General features: G+C 67.5%; 15 protein-coding genes. 10 read left to right on the top strand and 5 right to left on the bottom strand.

All coding sequences use genetic code 11. The annotated features are described in order from the left end of the window. Window positions 1-22 precede the first annotated feature (22 nt). Genes hrcA through D620_RS15600 form a run of 3 tightly spaced genes read left to right on the top strand, consistent with a single transcriptional unit; the run spans window position 23 to window position 2,632 of the window. A complete protein-coding gene (hrcA, locus tag D620_RS0101030; RefSeq protein WP_017663920.1) occupies window positions 23-1,066 on the top strand; it encodes a heat-inducible transcriptional repressor HrcA in 1,044 nt (347 codons plus the stop codon). A gap of 17 nt (window positions 1,067-1,083) precedes the next feature. Then, entirely contained in the window at window positions 1,084-1,659 is a 576-nt protein-coding gene (locus tag D620_RS0101025) for a nucleotide exchange factor GrpE (protein ID WP_017663919.1), read from the top strand. Window positions 1,660-1,663: 4 nt separating this feature from the next. Next, window positions 1,664-2,632 carry a cobaltochelatase CobT-related protein gene (locus tag D620_RS15600; RefSeq protein ID WP_051020495.1) on the top strand — a complete coding sequence of 323 codons (969 nt, stop codon included), beginning with the start codon at window positions 1,664-1,666 and terminating at the stop codon, window positions 2,630-2,632. Here the strand turns inward: D620_RS15600 and D620_RS0101010 are convergent. After that, on the bottom strand, window positions 2,629-3,030 hold the full coding sequence (locus D620_RS0101010) for a hypothetical protein (protein ID WP_017663918.1): 402 nt from the start codon (window positions 3,028-3,030) through the stop codon (window positions 2,629-2,631). The genes D620_RS15600 and D620_RS0101010 overlap by 4 nt on opposite strands. 165 nt (window positions 3,031-3,195) lie before the next feature. On the opposite strand from D620_RS0101010, the gene D620_RS0101005 reads away from it, so the two are divergent. Further along, complete coding sequence (locus D620_RS0101005; RefSeq protein WP_017663917.1) at window positions 3,196-3,468, top strand: YMGG-like glycine zipper-containing protein; 273 nt, start codon at window positions 3,196-3,198, stop codon at window positions 3,466-3,468. Between the two features lie 7 nt (window positions 3,469-3,475). Here the strand turns inward: D620_RS0101005 and D620_RS0101000 are convergent, their stop codons facing one another. From D620_RS0101000 to D620_RS0100990, 3 genes are all read right to left on the bottom strand, one after another. Next, window positions 3,476-4,048: a hypothetical protein gene (locus D620_RS0101000; RefSeq protein ID WP_017663916.1), complete on the bottom strand. Its 573-nt coding sequence runs from the start codon at window positions 4,046-4,048 to the stop codon at window positions 3,476-3,478. Further along, on the bottom strand, window positions 4,045-4,503 hold the full coding sequence (locus D620_RS0100995) for a hypothetical protein (protein WP_017663915.1): 459 nt from the start codon (window positions 4,501-4,503) through the stop codon (window positions 4,045-4,047). Before D620_RS0100995 ends, D620_RS0101000 begins: the two co-directional genes overlap by 4 nt. Before the next feature lie 62 nt (window positions 4,504-4,565). Continuing rightward, window positions 4,566-5,051: a copper chaperone PCu(A)C gene (locus tag D620_RS0100990; protein WP_033375841.1), complete on the bottom strand. Its 486-nt coding sequence runs from the start codon at window positions 5,049-5,051 to the stop codon at window positions 4,566-4,568. Between the two features lie 167 nt (window positions 5,052-5,218). Here D620_RS0100990 and dnaK point away from each other — a divergent pair, with 167 nt between their 5' ends. The 3 genes from dnaK to D620_RS0100975 all read left to right on the top strand — a co-directional run bounded on the left by dnaK (window position 5,219) and on the right by D620_RS0100975 (window position 8,977). Then, window positions 5,219-7,138: a molecular chaperone DnaK gene (gene dnaK / locus D620_RS0100985; RefSeq protein ID WP_026091854.1), complete on the top strand. Its 1,920-nt coding sequence runs from the start codon at window positions 5,219-5,221 to the stop codon at window positions 7,136-7,138. Between the two features lie 72 nt (window positions 7,139-7,210). Continuing rightward, window positions 7,211-8,347, top strand: coding sequence for a molecular chaperone DnaJ (dnaJ, locus tag D620_RS0100980; RefSeq protein WP_017663912.1), 1,137 nt, complete (start codon window positions 7,211-7,213; stop codon window positions 8,345-8,347). 9 nt (window positions 8,348-8,356) lie between these two features. Beyond that, complete coding sequence (locus tag D620_RS0100975) at window positions 8,357-8,977, top strand: DUF6445 family protein (protein WP_017663911.1); 621 nt, start codon at window positions 8,357-8,359, stop codon at window positions 8,975-8,977. Here D620_RS0100975 and D620_RS0100970 read toward each other — a convergent pair. Further along, window positions 8,974-11,289 carry a patatin-like protein gene (locus D620_RS0100970; protein ID WP_017663910.1) on the bottom strand — a complete coding sequence of 772 codons (2,316 nt, stop codon included), beginning with the start codon at window positions 11,287-11,289 and terminating at the stop codon, window positions 8,974-8,976. The two genes, D620_RS0100975 and D620_RS0100970, sit on opposite strands and share 4 nt — an antisense overlap. A gap of 75 nt (window positions 11,290-11,364) precedes the next feature. On the opposite strand from D620_RS0100970, the gene radA reads away from it, so the two are divergent. From radA to D620_RS0100955, 3 genes are read left to right on the top strand one after another with little or no spacing between them, the layout of a single operon-like run. Beyond that, window positions 11,365-12,732 carry a DNA repair protein RadA gene (radA, locus tag D620_RS0100965; RefSeq protein WP_017663909.1) on the top strand — a complete coding sequence of 456 codons (1,368 nt, stop codon included), beginning with the start codon at window positions 11,365-11,367 and terminating at the stop codon, window positions 12,730-12,732. A gap of 12 nt (window positions 12,733-12,744) precedes the next feature. Continuing rightward, a complete protein-coding gene (locus D620_RS0100960; protein ID WP_017663908.1) occupies window positions 12,745-13,290 on the top strand; it encodes a CvpA family protein in 546 nt (181 codons plus the stop codon). Continuing rightward, the gene (locus D620_RS0100955) at window positions 13,287-13,727 is read left to right on the top strand and encodes a hypothetical protein (RefSeq protein ID WP_026091853.1); all 441 of its coding nucleotides are present in this window, start codon (window positions 13,287-13,289) and stop codon (window positions 13,725-13,727) included. The genes D620_RS0100960 and D620_RS0100955 overlap by 4 nt, the downstream gene beginning before the upstream one ends. Window positions 13,728-13,765: the final 38 nt, after the last annotated feature.

Raw genomic sequence — 13,765 nt, 5'->3', positions numbered from 1 at the left:
GGAATCAAGTTCAAATGGCATCATGACCTCGCTCCCCGTCACCGAACTGACCCAGCGGGCGCGCGACATTTTTCAGCGCGTGGTCGAGGAGTATATCGCCAGCGGGCAGCCGGTCGGCTCCAAGACGCTGGCGGCCGATGGCACGCTGAACCTCTCGCCCGCCTCGATCCGTTCGGTGCTGGCCGATCTGGAGTTGGCGGGCCTGCTTGCCGCGCCGCACACCAGCGCGGGGCGGATGCCGACCGATGCGGGCCTACGCATCTTCGTCGACGGGATGATGCGCGTGGCCGAGCCGACGCGCGAGGAACAGGCCGCGATCGAGGCGCGTCTGGCCGAAGCCGGGCCGCTCGAAGCGGCATTGAAGCAGGCGAGCGCGATCCTCTCCGACCTCTCGGGCGCGGCCGGGATGGTGCTGGTGGCCCCGCGCGAACAGAGGCTTGCGCAGTTCAGTCTCGTCGATCTCGGGCAGGGCCGAGCGCTCGCGGTGCTGGTGGGGGAGGATGGCGGGGTCGAAAACCGCGTGCTCACCATGGGCGGCGCGCTCAGCCCCGTGGCGCTCGACCGCGCGTCCAACTACATCACCGCGCGCCTTGCTGGACGCACGCTCGCCGAGGCAGCGATGGCGATGCGAACGGAGATTGCCGCAGGCGAGACCCAGCTCGACGACGCCTCGCGCGATCTGGTCGAGCGCGGCCTTGCGGTGTGGAGCCAGGATGCCGCCGCGCGCCCGGTGCTGATCGTGCGCGGGGCGGCGAACCTGCTCGATGAAACCGCGCTCGGCGATATCGAGCGGGTCCGGATGCTGCTCGAGGATCTCGAGAACAAGCAGTCGGTCGCCCAGCTCCTCGATTCGGCGCGCGAGGCCGAAGCGACGCGGATTTTCATCGGCAGCGAAAACCGCTTGTTCGCGTTGTCAGGCTCGAGCGTCATCGCCTCGCCCTATCGCGACCGCGAGGGGCGCGTGGTCGGCGTGCTCGGCGTGATCGGCCCCACGCGGTTGAATTATGCGCGGGTTGTCCCCATGGTGGACCTCACCGCCCGATCGCTGGGCAAGCTGATCGCTTGAATGGAAAGCCAAACGACATGACCGAGAACGACAAGCCGCTGGATCAGGCGGTGGACGACGAATTGAAGGGTGTGCCCGAACATCTGCACGAGGGCGGCGGGGAGGAGCCATCGTCGCCGCTCGCCGAAGTGGTTGAAGCGCTCAAGCGCGATCTGGAAGGTGCGCGGCAGGAAGTGCTCTACGCCCAGGCCGAAACGCAGAACGTGCGCCGCCGCCTCGAACGCGAGAAGGACGAGGCCCGCGCCTATGCCGCGACCGGCTTTGCCCGTGATATCCTGTCCGTCGCCGACAACCTGTCGCGCGCGATCGACGCCATCCCGCCGTCGCTGCGCGAGGAAGATAGCATGAAGGGCCTCGTCGTCGGCCTCGAGGCGACCCAGCGCGAGCTTGAAAAGGTGTTCGCCAACAACGGTATCACCCGCATCGCGGCGGTCGGTCTGCCGCTCGATCCCAACCAGCACCAGGCGATGATCGAGGTGCCCTCGGCCGATCACGAGCCGGGGACGATTGTCTCGGAGATGCAGGCCGGATGGATGATCAAGGACCGCCTGCTGCGCGCGGCGATGGTGGCGGTGGCGAAAAAGCCTGACTGATGGCGTGAGCCTGTCGGCGCTGCTTGGCGCGGGGGTCGCCCTGCTGGCGGCGATCCTCGGGTGCATCGGTATCTTGCGGATGATAGGAGAGAGGGTGCCCCGCCCGCTGCCGCCGCGTCCGCCAGAGCCGCGCTATCCCGAACAGCCTCCGGTCGGACCCCCCTACCATGCTTTCACGACCGCATTCGATGTCGTGTGCAAGGGACGCGAGCTTGAGCGCGTGCTGGCGACCAGGGCGCTGAACCGCCGTGCATCGCGGCATTCGGGCGATCCCGATCCCGCTGGACGGCGCCGCCAGTTCGACGATGGCTATGCCGCTGCCACGGCCGGCCTGTCGGATCCCGCCGCGGACTTTGGCGGGGTAGCGGTGATGATCCTGCTCGACCAGTCAGGGTCGATGGCTGGTCGCATGCCGCGGGTCGCGGGCGGTTTGCTTGCGGCGCTGGAGCGCCTGGAGGCGGCGGGTGCAACCACGCTGCTGGCCGGTTTCACAACGATTGGATGGCACGGAGGCCGCGCGCGGCGGCAGTGGCGCAAGGCGGGGCGCCCGATCCACCCGGGGCGGCTGTGTGACCTGCTCCACGTGATCTACTCCGGGCCCGACAGGCCGACCACGCGCAAGGATTTGTTGCCGCTGACCGGCTACGCAATCTGTTTCGAGAATGTCGACGGAGAGGCGGTCGCATGGGCCGACGGGCAGCTCCTGGCGCTACCGCATACGCGGCGGTGCCTCGTGGTCGTCAGCGATGGCGCGCCAGTGGACGACAGCACGCTCACGGAGAATTGCGCGGAGTACCTGTGGGACGATCTCGCCCGGACCGTCGCCGGGATAACGCAGCGGGGGAAAATCGCGCTCGGTGCGGTCGGGATCGGGCACGATGTGTCGCCGCTCTATCCGGTCGCGCGGCAGGCCGGCGACGATGACGGGCTGTGCGCGGCGATCCTCGCTGTGACCCAGGATCTTCGCGGTTAGCCTTCGCTCCACACCGGCGGGCTGCTCGACGGCGCCGCCTCAAGGATGGCGAAGACATTGTCTTGAAGCCGCGCGAGGGGCTCCGATATGTCGATCTTGCGGAACAGCTTTCGCACATACGGCTGATGCGGAATGAACTGGATCAGGAACGCGTCGTCATCCGGCCCGCCCGTAACGCCATAGGCAATCGCCGCTTCGGGCAGGCGGATCTCGCAATACCAGCCCCAGTCCTCGGCGATCGTCGCGGTGACGGTGATGCCTCGAGCCGAAAGGGCCTCGGCTATATAGCTGGCAAGCGCAAAACCGAACATCTCTTCGGCATTGGCAAGCTCCGCGTCGCGCGCGTGGCGCGCAAAATGCGTGCTGTCGAATGCGATCGTGCGGGCAAATCGGTCCATCGGCGGTTCCTTCGGGAAGACGGGATAGCACCGCAGTCTCAACTTTCGGTTGCCGCAAGCACGGCACGCATGGCGCTGCGATCACCTGCCTGCGCGGCAGGCTGCGGAACAGCGGCGGCGGCGCTCGGGTAATCCTGCGCATCGATCAATGCCCCGGAGAGACCCATGACCTATCGCTTCCCCCCGATCCTGCTTGGCGCTGCCGCAGCGCTTTCGCTTGGCGCGTGCGCTGACAATTACGCCGTCGAAGGCGCTGCCGTGGGCGCTGCGGCGGGGGCTGCGGTGGGGGCGGCCACTGGCGGCGATATCGGGACGGGTGCTGCGATCGGCGCGGCGGCGGGCGGGGTCGGCGGCACGCTCATCAAGAAGCGCGACAATGGCGAATGCTACCGCATCGATTCCGATGGGCGCGAGTATGCGGTGCGCTGTCCCGACTAGGCGGGTCCTAGAGCGAGTAGATGAGGAGGTAGCGGGCGATCTGCAGTCCCAGGACCGCAACATTCGCCCGCTTGCCCCGCACGATCATCCCCGCCGCCATCAGGCCGACGAGCACGAGCGTGTAGCCGATGCCGGCAGGCGTGATCAGCCGCGCGGCAAGATCGGGGACCGACAGCAGGAAGGCCCATTGCACCGCCACCATCACCAGCAACATCGCGAACACCACCCGCCGCACCCGGAAGTAGTGCGTATCGAGATCAGTGAAGTTCTCGGGGTCGGTGGGGAAAACGAGGCGGCTGGCGAGGAAATAGGCGCTCGAGAACACCAGCACCCCCAGCACGGTGAACCGGTCGGCCGCGACATGTTCCTGCACGATCCACGCGAAGATCCAGAAAGATAGCAGGTCGAGAATGACGAACAGCGCAAGCAGCGGGGTCAACACCCCGATCGAGAAGGTGCGGTCCCCGGCCTCGCGCGCGAGCATGAATTCGAGGGTGCGGCCAAGGCCGTTCAAAAGCTCGACCAGCGAAAGGCCGAGGACGAGGCTGTAGAGGACGAAGACGAATTCGAACTGGCTCACGCGGGCGCTCCCGGAAAGGCGACCAGCGCGGCATAGGCGGCCTTGTCGGAGACCCCGGGCACGGGCTCGCCATTGCGCAGCAGAAAGGCATGGCGCACGATCTCGGCCTGCTGTTCGAGCCCGTAACGCGCCAGCGGCCAACCCGGCTTGAGGGTGTAATCATAGCGGCATAGGGGATGGCGGCGCAGCACGAGATACCAGCGGCCGAGCCGCTGCGCCTGCCAGACATGGGTCATCTCGTGGATGAAGTGCCCTTGTTTTGCCAGCGAGGCAGCGGCGAAGTCGTCGCAGTAATGCGGCGCGGCGGGGTGGAAGTGGAGGCTCCCCATGGGAGCCATGGTCACGCCGCGCGGTTGCAGGGGGAAGAACTTGCGGCGGACCACCATGACGGGCGCATAGTCGATCGCATCGCCGAACACCGAGCGGGCGAGGCCGACTTCGCCTGGGGTCAGCACACGCGTGCCGCCGGAAGGGCAGAGGCGAGGCAAGGGCCCTCCGGTTCCGGCCGGCGCGGTGTTCAGCGCTCGTCCCCCGCCGCGCGCACCGGCGCATCGACGGTGACCGTGGTCTCGTCCGAGAGGGTGAGCGTGAGCTTGGCGGCGGTGCCCGGCTTAAGCCGGTCCGAGGGTTTCATCACCATCACATGGAGCCCGCCCGGCGCGAAGCTGACAGGCGCACCTTCGGCGAGCGGAACCTCGTCCATCATCACCATCTGCATCTTGCCCGCGCCCTCGGCATAGTCGTGCATCATCGTCATCCCCGCGCCTTCGACTGCGACGCCGGTGAGCGATAGGCCCGGCGCGCCGCTGTAGGAAAGGTCGAAATAGACGGCCGCCGGGTTGCCGGCGACCGGCGCGAGGACGAGGCGGGCATTGCTGACAGCGAGGCCTGCGCCCGGCGAAGCGGTTGCCGCATCGCCCGCAGGCGCATCGGCTGCGGGCGAACAGGCGGGCAGTACGGCAAGCCCCAGCACCGCCAATGCCGTGCTCAGAACAGATTTCATGCAGATCTCTCCCATGTGGATCGCCCCAAATCTAGGGGCCCCGCTCTCTTGTGCCAAGCGAAAGCACACCTATATCGCCGACACAAACGAGCCGCCAAGGTGCTTTGCCGACCACCGGGAAGCCGACGGCAGCGGTGTCCAACAATGTCCTTATGGATGGGGAAACAATGGGTAAAGTAATCGGTATCGACCTCGGCACCACCAACTCCTGCGTTGCTGTCATGGACGGCGGCAAGCCCAAGGTGATCGAGAACTCGGAAGGCGCGCGCACCACGCCCTCGATCGTTGCCTTCACCAAGGACGGCCAGCGCCTCATCGGTCAGCCGGCCAAGCGGCAGGCGGTCACCAATCCGGACAACACGCTGTTTGCGATCAAGCGCCTCATCGGTCGCCGGTTCGAAGACCCGCTGACCAAGAAGGACATGGGCCTCGTTCCCTACAAGATCACCAAGGGCAAGAACGGCGATGCATGGGTCAACGCCGGCGGCGAGGACTACAGCCCGTCGCAGGTTTCGGCCTTCATCCTCCAGAAGATGAAGGAAACCGCCGAAAGCTATCTCGGCGAAACCGTCACGCAGGCCGTCATCACCGTGCCCGCCTATTTCAACGACGCCCAGCGTCAGGCGACCAAGGACGCAGGCCAGATCGCCGGGCTTGAAGTGCTGCGCATCATCAACGAGCCGACCGCGGCAGCGCTCGCCTACGGGATGGACAAGGAAGATGGCAAGACCATCGCCGTCTACGACCTTGGCGGCGGCACCTTCGATGTCTCGATCCTCGAGATCGGGGACGGCGTGTTCGAAGTGAAGTCGACCAACGGCGACACCTTCCTCGGCGGTGAAGACTTCGACAATGCGATCGTCGAGTTCCTCGCGGATTCCTTCAAGAAGAAGGAAGCGATGGATCTGAAGACCGACAAGCTCGCCCTCCAGCGTCTCAAGGAAGCCGCTGAAAAGGCCAAGATCGAGCTGTCGAGCGCGGCAACCACCGAAATCAACCTGCCCTTCATCACCGCGCGCATGGAAGGCGGCACCACCACGCCGCTGCACCTGGTGGAGACGATCACCCGCGCCGACCTCGAAAAGATGGTCGACGCGCTGATCCAGCGCACGCTCGAGCCGTGCAAGAAGGCGCTCAGCGATGCGGGCATCAGCAAGGACCAGGTCGACGAGGTGATCCTCGTGGGCGGCATGACCCGCATGCCCCGCGTGCGCGAAGTGGTGGAGCAGTTCTTCGGTGCCAAGCCGCATACCGGCGTGAACCCCGATGAAGTCGTCGCCATGGGCGCGGCCATCCAGGCGGGCGTGCTCCAGGGCGACGTCAAGGACGTGCTGCTGCTCGACGTGACCCCGCTCTCGCTCGGCATCGAGACGCTGGGCGGCGTGTTCACCCGCATGATCGACCGCAACACCACCATCCCGACCAAAAAGACCCAGACCTACTCGACCGCCGAGGACAACCAGAACGCGGTGACGATCAAGGTCTATCAGGGCGAACGCGAGATGGCGGCGGACAACAAGCTGCTCGGCAATTTCGACCTGATCGGGATTCCTCCGGCGCCGCGCGGCGTGCCGCAGATCGAAGTCACCTTCGATATCGACGCCAACGGCATCGTGTCGGTGGCGGCGCGCGACAAGGGCACCGGCAAGGAGCAGACGATCAAGATCCAGGCTTCGGGCGGTCTCAGCGATTCCGACATCGACCAGATGGTCAAGGATGCCGAAAAGTTCGCCGAAGAGGACAAGAAGCGCCGGGCGGCCGCGGAAGCGCGCAACCAGGCCGACAGCCTCGTCCACGCGACCGAAAAGCAGCTCGAGGAGCACGGTGCGAAGATCGATGCCGCGACCAGAACCGAGGTCGAGGAAGCCATCGCTGCGGTCAAGACCGCGCTCGAGGGCGGCGATGCCGACGACATCAACGCCAAGGCGCAGGCCCTCACGCAGAGCGCGATGAAAATGGGCCAGCAGATCTACGAGGCCCAGCAGGCCGCCGGACCCGAAGGCGAGGCTGCGGCAGCCGAGGAGGCTCCGGCCGAAGACGTTGTCGACGCCGAATTTTCCGAGGTCGACGAAGACAAGAAGGGCTGAGCGAGCAACCTGAGCACCCACCCGTCATTCCCGCCAGACCGGGGGTGACGGATGGGTCAAAGGGGCGAAAGAATGGCTACCCAGACCGACTATTACGCCACGCTCGAATGCGCCCGCGATGCCGACGGGGCGACGCTCAAAAGCGCCTATCGCAAGCTCGCGATGAAGTGGCACCCCGACCGCAATCCGGGCGATGCCAGCGCCGAGGCCAGGTTCAAGGCAATCAACGAGGCTTACGACTGTCTCAAGGATCCGCAGAAGCGCGCGGCCTATGACCGCTACGGGCACGAGGCCTTCACCCAGGGGATGAACGGCGGCGGCCCCTTCGGTGGCGGTCGCGGCGGCGACGGATTTGCCGATATCGGCGACATCTTCGAGACGATCTTCGGCAGCGCCTTTGGCGGCGGCGGTCAGCCGCGCCAGCAGACCCGCCGGGGCGCGGATCTGCGCTACGACATGCAGGTCACCCTCGAGGAAGCGTTCCACGGCAAGTCGACCGAGATCGAGATCGAGGTCTCGCAGTCCTGCGAGACCTGCGACGGCAGCGGGGCGACTCCGGGCACCAGCGAACGCCAGTGCAACCTGTGTCACGGCATGGGCTCGGTGCGCGCCAAGCAGGGCCTGTTCGTGATCGAGCGCCCGTGCCCCACCTGCAACGGGCGCGGCACGGTGATCGAGAACCCCTGCCGGTCATGCCGGGGCGAGGGCCGCGTCGACAAGGCCCAGACCCTCAAGGTCGATATTCCCGCAGGCGTCGACACCGGCACCCGCATCCGCCTGTCCGGCAAAGGCGAGGCAGGCCAGCGCGGCGCGCCTCCGGGCGATCTCTACATCTTCCTCCACGTCAAGCCCCACACCCTGTTCGAGCGCGAAGGCACGACGCTGGGCACCCGCGTGCCGGTGAGCTTCACCACCGCAGCCCTTGGCGGCTGTGTCGAGATTCCCGATCTTGATGGTTCGACCAACCGGCTCGAAATCCCCGCCGGGATCCAGTCGGGCAAGCAGCTGCGCATCCGCGGCGCCGGCATGCCGGTGCTGCAAGGGCGCGGGCGCGGCGATATGGTCGCGGAGATCATCGTCGAGACCCCCACCAAGCTCTCGCGCCGCCAGAAGGAAATCCTCGAGGAATTCAAGGCGACCGAAACCGGCGAGGAATGCCCCGAAAGCCGCAGCTTCTTTGCCAAGCTGAAGGACGCCTTCGGGGGCTGAGGGGGCGCAGTGCTTCCCTCGCTCCTCGTCATCGACGATTTCCTCAAGGACCCGTGGGCGGCACGGCGCGCGGCCCTCGGGCTGGACTATGATCCGGCGCGCCAGCACGGCAATTTCCCCGGGCTCAATTCCTCCGCGCCGCTCGATACCGACGCGATCGATGCTGCGGTCTCGCGGCTCTTGGGGCTGAGCCTGGGTTCCCAGCGCGGCACCCAGCACGGGCATTGCCGCCTTACCCCGAGGGGCGCCAGGGGACGCAGCGGGGTGCATATCGACCCGGCGGCCTATTCCGGCATTCTCTACCTCTCGCGCCCCGAGGATTGCGCCAGGCCCGAGGCGGGCGGCACCGACTTCTTCCGCCACAAGCGCACCGGGCTCGAGGCCGTCCCGCAGGACCCGGCCAGGATTGCGGCAAGCGGTTACAGCGATATCAATGCACTGGTCGAGGACGTGGTCAACAAGGACACCACGCTCCCCGCCAAGTGGGAACGCACCCTGCGCGTGCCCGCCCGCTTCAACCGGCTGCTGCTGTTCTCGCCCTGGCAGTTCCACAATGCCGCCCCGGGTTTCGGGCGGACGGCGGAGGATTCGCGGCTGGTGATGCTGCTGTTTTTCGGGCCGAAAGCCTAACCCAGCTTCTCGCGCACCTCGGCCCTGATCTGCTCGACCAGCCCGCGCTGGCAGCGACCGGCGGTCTCCTCCTCCTCCAGCACCGCAAGGAACGCCGCGCGCTTGCCTTCACGCACGGCCTCCGCCGAGACACCGCCCGCGACCGTGGATGCGATGAGATCGATCATCCGCTCCGCCCCGTGGAGGCGTCCCCACAGGTAATCGTTCTCGCGGTAGTCGCGGCTGAAGAAGGCGCCGAAGTTGTAGAATTCGATGCCGCGCAGGGTTGCCGCGGTTCCACCCTCGCGGATGCTCAGGGCATCATCGGGCGAGATGCGGTCGATCTTGACCGGGTTGAATTCATCGAGCCCCTCGCGCCGCGAAAGCGGGAAGGTGGCGACATCGTAGAAGGGAAAGCCCAGATAGGTCAGCAGCATCCGCCGCTTGAGCGCCCTGGGCATGTCCTCGAGCGCGTCGATCAGCATTTCCTCGGCGGCCAGATCGGTTGCGGGGAGCAGCCGCTGGGCGGCGAGGTAATCGAGCACCGCGCCCGGTTGTGCCGCGCCGTCTGCCGCAAGGCCGCGAAAATGGGCGGCCTGAAGCACATCGGCATCGGCGCGGTGATAGAGCGCGAGGATCTCGTAGAGCCGGTCGCGGGCGCGGTCCAAGGCGTCCTCGGCGACTTCGGGGCCGACCTGCCAGTCGCGCGCCAGCTTGCGGGCGAGGAGTTGCAGGCGGCGGATGCGGAAGCCGGTGTCATGCGCGCGGAAAAAGGCGATCGCGCCGTGCGTCGCCCCGCCGCCCGCATCGGTCAGCACCCCGAGCCCGCGCACCTCGAGCTCGCCCCTTAGCGCATTCACCAGCGGCAGCGGATCGGCCAGGGGTTGCCCTGCCGCCTTGAGGGTCAGCTGCGCAAGCTGGAGCAGGATCGCATCGAACTTGATGAGCGCATAGGCTCCGAAGGCATAGCCCGCCCGCTCGGCCGCAGCCTGCTGCGCCTTGGCCCGCCACGCGGCGAGGCGTTTGGGGGTAGGGCGGTCGAGCAGGAAGGTGTAGCCGAACAGCTTTTCCACCGCGCGGTCGATGTCGCCTTGCAGGTCCATCACGATCCGCTTGATCCGCGCCGCATCGCGCGATTGCTGCTCGATGCGTTCCAGATCGTCGCGGATCGGCTGTTCGCGCGGGATCGTCGAGAGCGAGCCGAAGATCGCGCCGAAGAAGCCGATCTCGCGGGCCCGCATCGCTGGGGCGGGCGGGGTTCCTTCGGGACGCGGGTCGAGATAGACGAAACGCCGGTCGACCTCGCGCTGGGCGGGACGGCCGTACAGCGCGGCGAGCGCGGCGCCGAACGGCGCATTGACCAGCACCGCCCCGTCGATCAGCGCGACCTCGCCCACCGTGCCGCGTTCGACATGGGTGGGCATGATGCGCCGGAGGAAGGCCGCGCGTCCGTCCCAGGCGTGCCCCTCGGCCTCGGCCAGCGCGTCGATCTCTGAAAGGGTGAGCGGGGGGAAGGCGCCGGGAAAGCTCGCGGTCGCGCGCGCGGCGAGCACCAGTTCGAGCGGATCGGCGAGCGGCGCGCAGTCATTCTCGCCCACTTTCGCGCGGAAGTTGATCGGCAGGCGGTGCTCGGTCTCCTCAACCTGGGCGGGCGAATTGAGACGCAGCGTTTCGGGGTGGCCGCGAAAATCGGTGGCGGTCACCGCGAGGTCGATCGGATAGCCTTCCGGCAGCAACGCGATGCCATCGCCCTCCTCGGCCATCTTCATGAAGGCCTCCAGCAGCATCGCCGAAAAGCGCGCGCCCGAGAACGGCGGGCTGAACCACCGCCCGCGCACCAGCTTCGACACCTTGGCGCGCACCTCGGCGCGGGTTTCGGGCGAAACGGTCGCGCTCACCGCATTGCCGGGGCGCGACAGGAACCATTCGGCGATCGGCTGCGCCCAGACCTTGGCATAGCGCCACATCGGCTCGGCGCCGGGATCGGTCAGCTCGCTGACATCGGCGTTGGCGAGCCACAGGTCGGTGAGCGGCTCGAGGCTGTGCCCGGCGTGGATCGCCTGGGCGAGGAACACCGCATTGATCCCCCCTGCGCTCGCACCGGTGAGGATATCGGGGAGCACGCGGATCTGCAGTCCGTGATCGCGCTCGATGGCCTTGAGAAAGTCGCGATAGGCCGCCGCCACCCCCTCCAGCCTGACGGCCGCAGGGTGGTGGAAGGCACGGCTCGCTCGGGCAAGGTGCCACACCTCCTTGGTGATGCCGTGCATGTAGACCGCCAGGCTGACCCCGCCGTAGCACACGAGAGCAAGGCGCAGTTCCTTCTGGCGCATCGACAGGTGTCTAGCGCGAGCGGGCGGTGCAATGCAATTGCGTTCGTTATCTGTTCTCGTTAAGAGGCAGGGCATATGGCAAAAACCAAGCGCCGCTACGTGTGTCAGGAATGCGGGAGCGTGTCGCACCGCTGGCAGGGGCAATGCGCCGATTGCGGGCAGTGGAACACGCTGGTCGAGGATGTGCCGGCGACGGTGTTCTCGCAGAAGCACGACTTGTCGAGCGGGGGGCGGGCCGTCGCCTTCGAACCATTGAATGCGCCCACCACGCTGCCGGTGAGGAAGTCGACGGGCCTTGCCGAGTTCGACCGCGCGCTCGGCGGGGGGCTGGTGCCGGGTTCGGCGGTGCTGCTTGGCGGCGATCCCGGTATCGGCAAATCGACCCTGCTGCTCCAGACTGCGGCAACGATCGCGCGGGGCGGCAATGATGTGGTCTATGTGAGCGGAGAGGAGGCCGCCGGGCAGGTGAGGCTGCGCGCCGCGCGCATGGGCGTGGCCGATGCGCCGATCCGGCTCGCCTCGGAAACCTCGGTGCGCGATATCCTGACGACGCTCGGGCAAGGCGAGCCGCCCGCACTGCTGGTGATCGATTCGATCCAGACGATGCATTCCGACACCATCGAGGGCGCGCCCGGCACCGTCAGCCAGGTGCGCGGCTGCGCGCTGGAGCTGATCCGCTACGCCAAGGAAAGCGGCTGCGCGCTGGTTCTCGTCGGCCACGTCACCAAGGATGGCACCATCGCGGGGCCCCGCGTGCTCGAACACATGGTCGATGTGGTGATGAGCTTCGAGGGCGAGCGTTCGCACCAGTACCGCATTCTGCGTGGCTTGAAGAACCGCTTCGGCGCGGTCGACGAGATCGGGGTCTTCGCCATGGCGAGCGAGGGGCTGGAGGAGGTCGCCAACCCCTCGCTGCTGTTCCTCTCGGGCCGCGAGACGCCGCTTGCCGGGAGCGCGGTGTTCCCGGCGCTGGAAGGCACGCGGCCCGTGCTGGTCGAGATCCAGGCGCTGATCGTGCGCCTGCAATCGGGCGCGACCCCGCGCCGGGCGGTGGTGGGGTGGGACAGCGGGCGGCTGGCGATGCTGCTTGCGGTGCTGGAATCGCGCTGCGGGCTCAACTTCTCCTCGGCCGAGGTCTATCTCAACATCGCGGGCGGATACCGCCTGACCGACCCGGCGGCCGATCTCGCAGTGGCCGCCGCGCTGGTCTCGGCGCTCGCCGACCGGGCACTGCCCGACAAGACGGCGTGGTTCGGCGAGGTCAGCCTTGCCGGCGAGATCCGCCCCGTGGCCCACGCCCCGCTGCGCCTGCGCGAGGCGGCCAAGCTTGGCTTTGCACGCTGCTACGGTCCGGCGGGCTCGGCCAATGGCGAGCGCGGTGCCGACTACCGCGGGCTTGCTGCACTTGCGAACGTCGTTGACCAGGTGATGGGCAACGCATAATCGTCAGGGACTATGGCCGTCCTCGACATCATCATCGCCATCATCGTCACGATCGCCGCGATCGGCGGCTTTGCGCGCGGCCTGGTGCAGGAGGTGCTGAGCCTTGCCTCGTGGATCATGGCGGCAATGGCGCTGCATTTCCTCCACCCTGACCTGACCGAGGGCCTCAAGAACTTCTACCGCTCCGAGCCGACCGTTTCGCTGTTCGCCTTCGCGCTGCTGCTGCTCATCCCCTATGCGGCGATGAAGGTCATCATCGGCACCGCCAGCGGCGCGTCGGACGGCGCGGTGCTCGGCCCCGTAGACCGCGTGCTCGGCTTCGGTTTCGGCGGGGTCAAGGGCGCGCTGATGGCGGTGTTCGCCTTCGCCATGCTGGTCACCGGCTTCGACGACAGCTGGGGCTACAAGGGCCGGCCCGAATGGATCACCACCGCACGCACCTATGCTGCGGCCGATGCCTTCTCGCGCCAGCTGCTCCCGGCGATCGCGATCCGGCGTGACCAGCTGCGCGGCGAGGAGGACGCCCGCGCCGCGGCGGCGGCCAAGTTCCGCAAGTGAGCGCGCAAAGGGCGGCCAGGCTCTATTCGCCCGCCTTGCTGGGGCTGGCGACTGGCCTTGCGGCATTTCCCCTCGCCGATGACCTGCCCTTGCGGGCCGAGGCGCGTTCGCGCAGTTGCGGCAGCGTGATAACGGTGGGGCTCGCCCTCGACAGGTCCGGTCACATCGCAAGGGTCGGCATGAAAGTCAGCGCCTGCGCGATCGGACAGGCATCCGCGGCCCTGCTGGCACAGGCGGCAGCGGGGCGCAGGCCGGAGGCTGTAGCCGCGGCCGCCGAGGACCTCGAGGCATGGCTCTCCGGCAGCGGCGCGCTCCCCGATTGGCCGGGGATTGCCGCGCTCGCTCCGGCGCTCGGGCACCCCGGACGCCACGGCGCGCTGATATTGCCGTGGACGGCGGCGCGCACGGCGCTATTCCAAGGGGCTGGCACTCGCTAGGGGCAGGTGCCGGAAACAGGGCCGCATCAGCCAGTGAC

This window comes from Porphyrobacter sp. AAP82 (assembly GCF_000331285.1).
Taxonomy (GTDB): Bacteria; Pseudomonadota; Alphaproteobacteria; order Sphingomonadales; family Sphingomonadaceae; genus Erythrobacter.
This window is presented reverse-complemented; position numbering and strand designations above follow the sequence as displayed.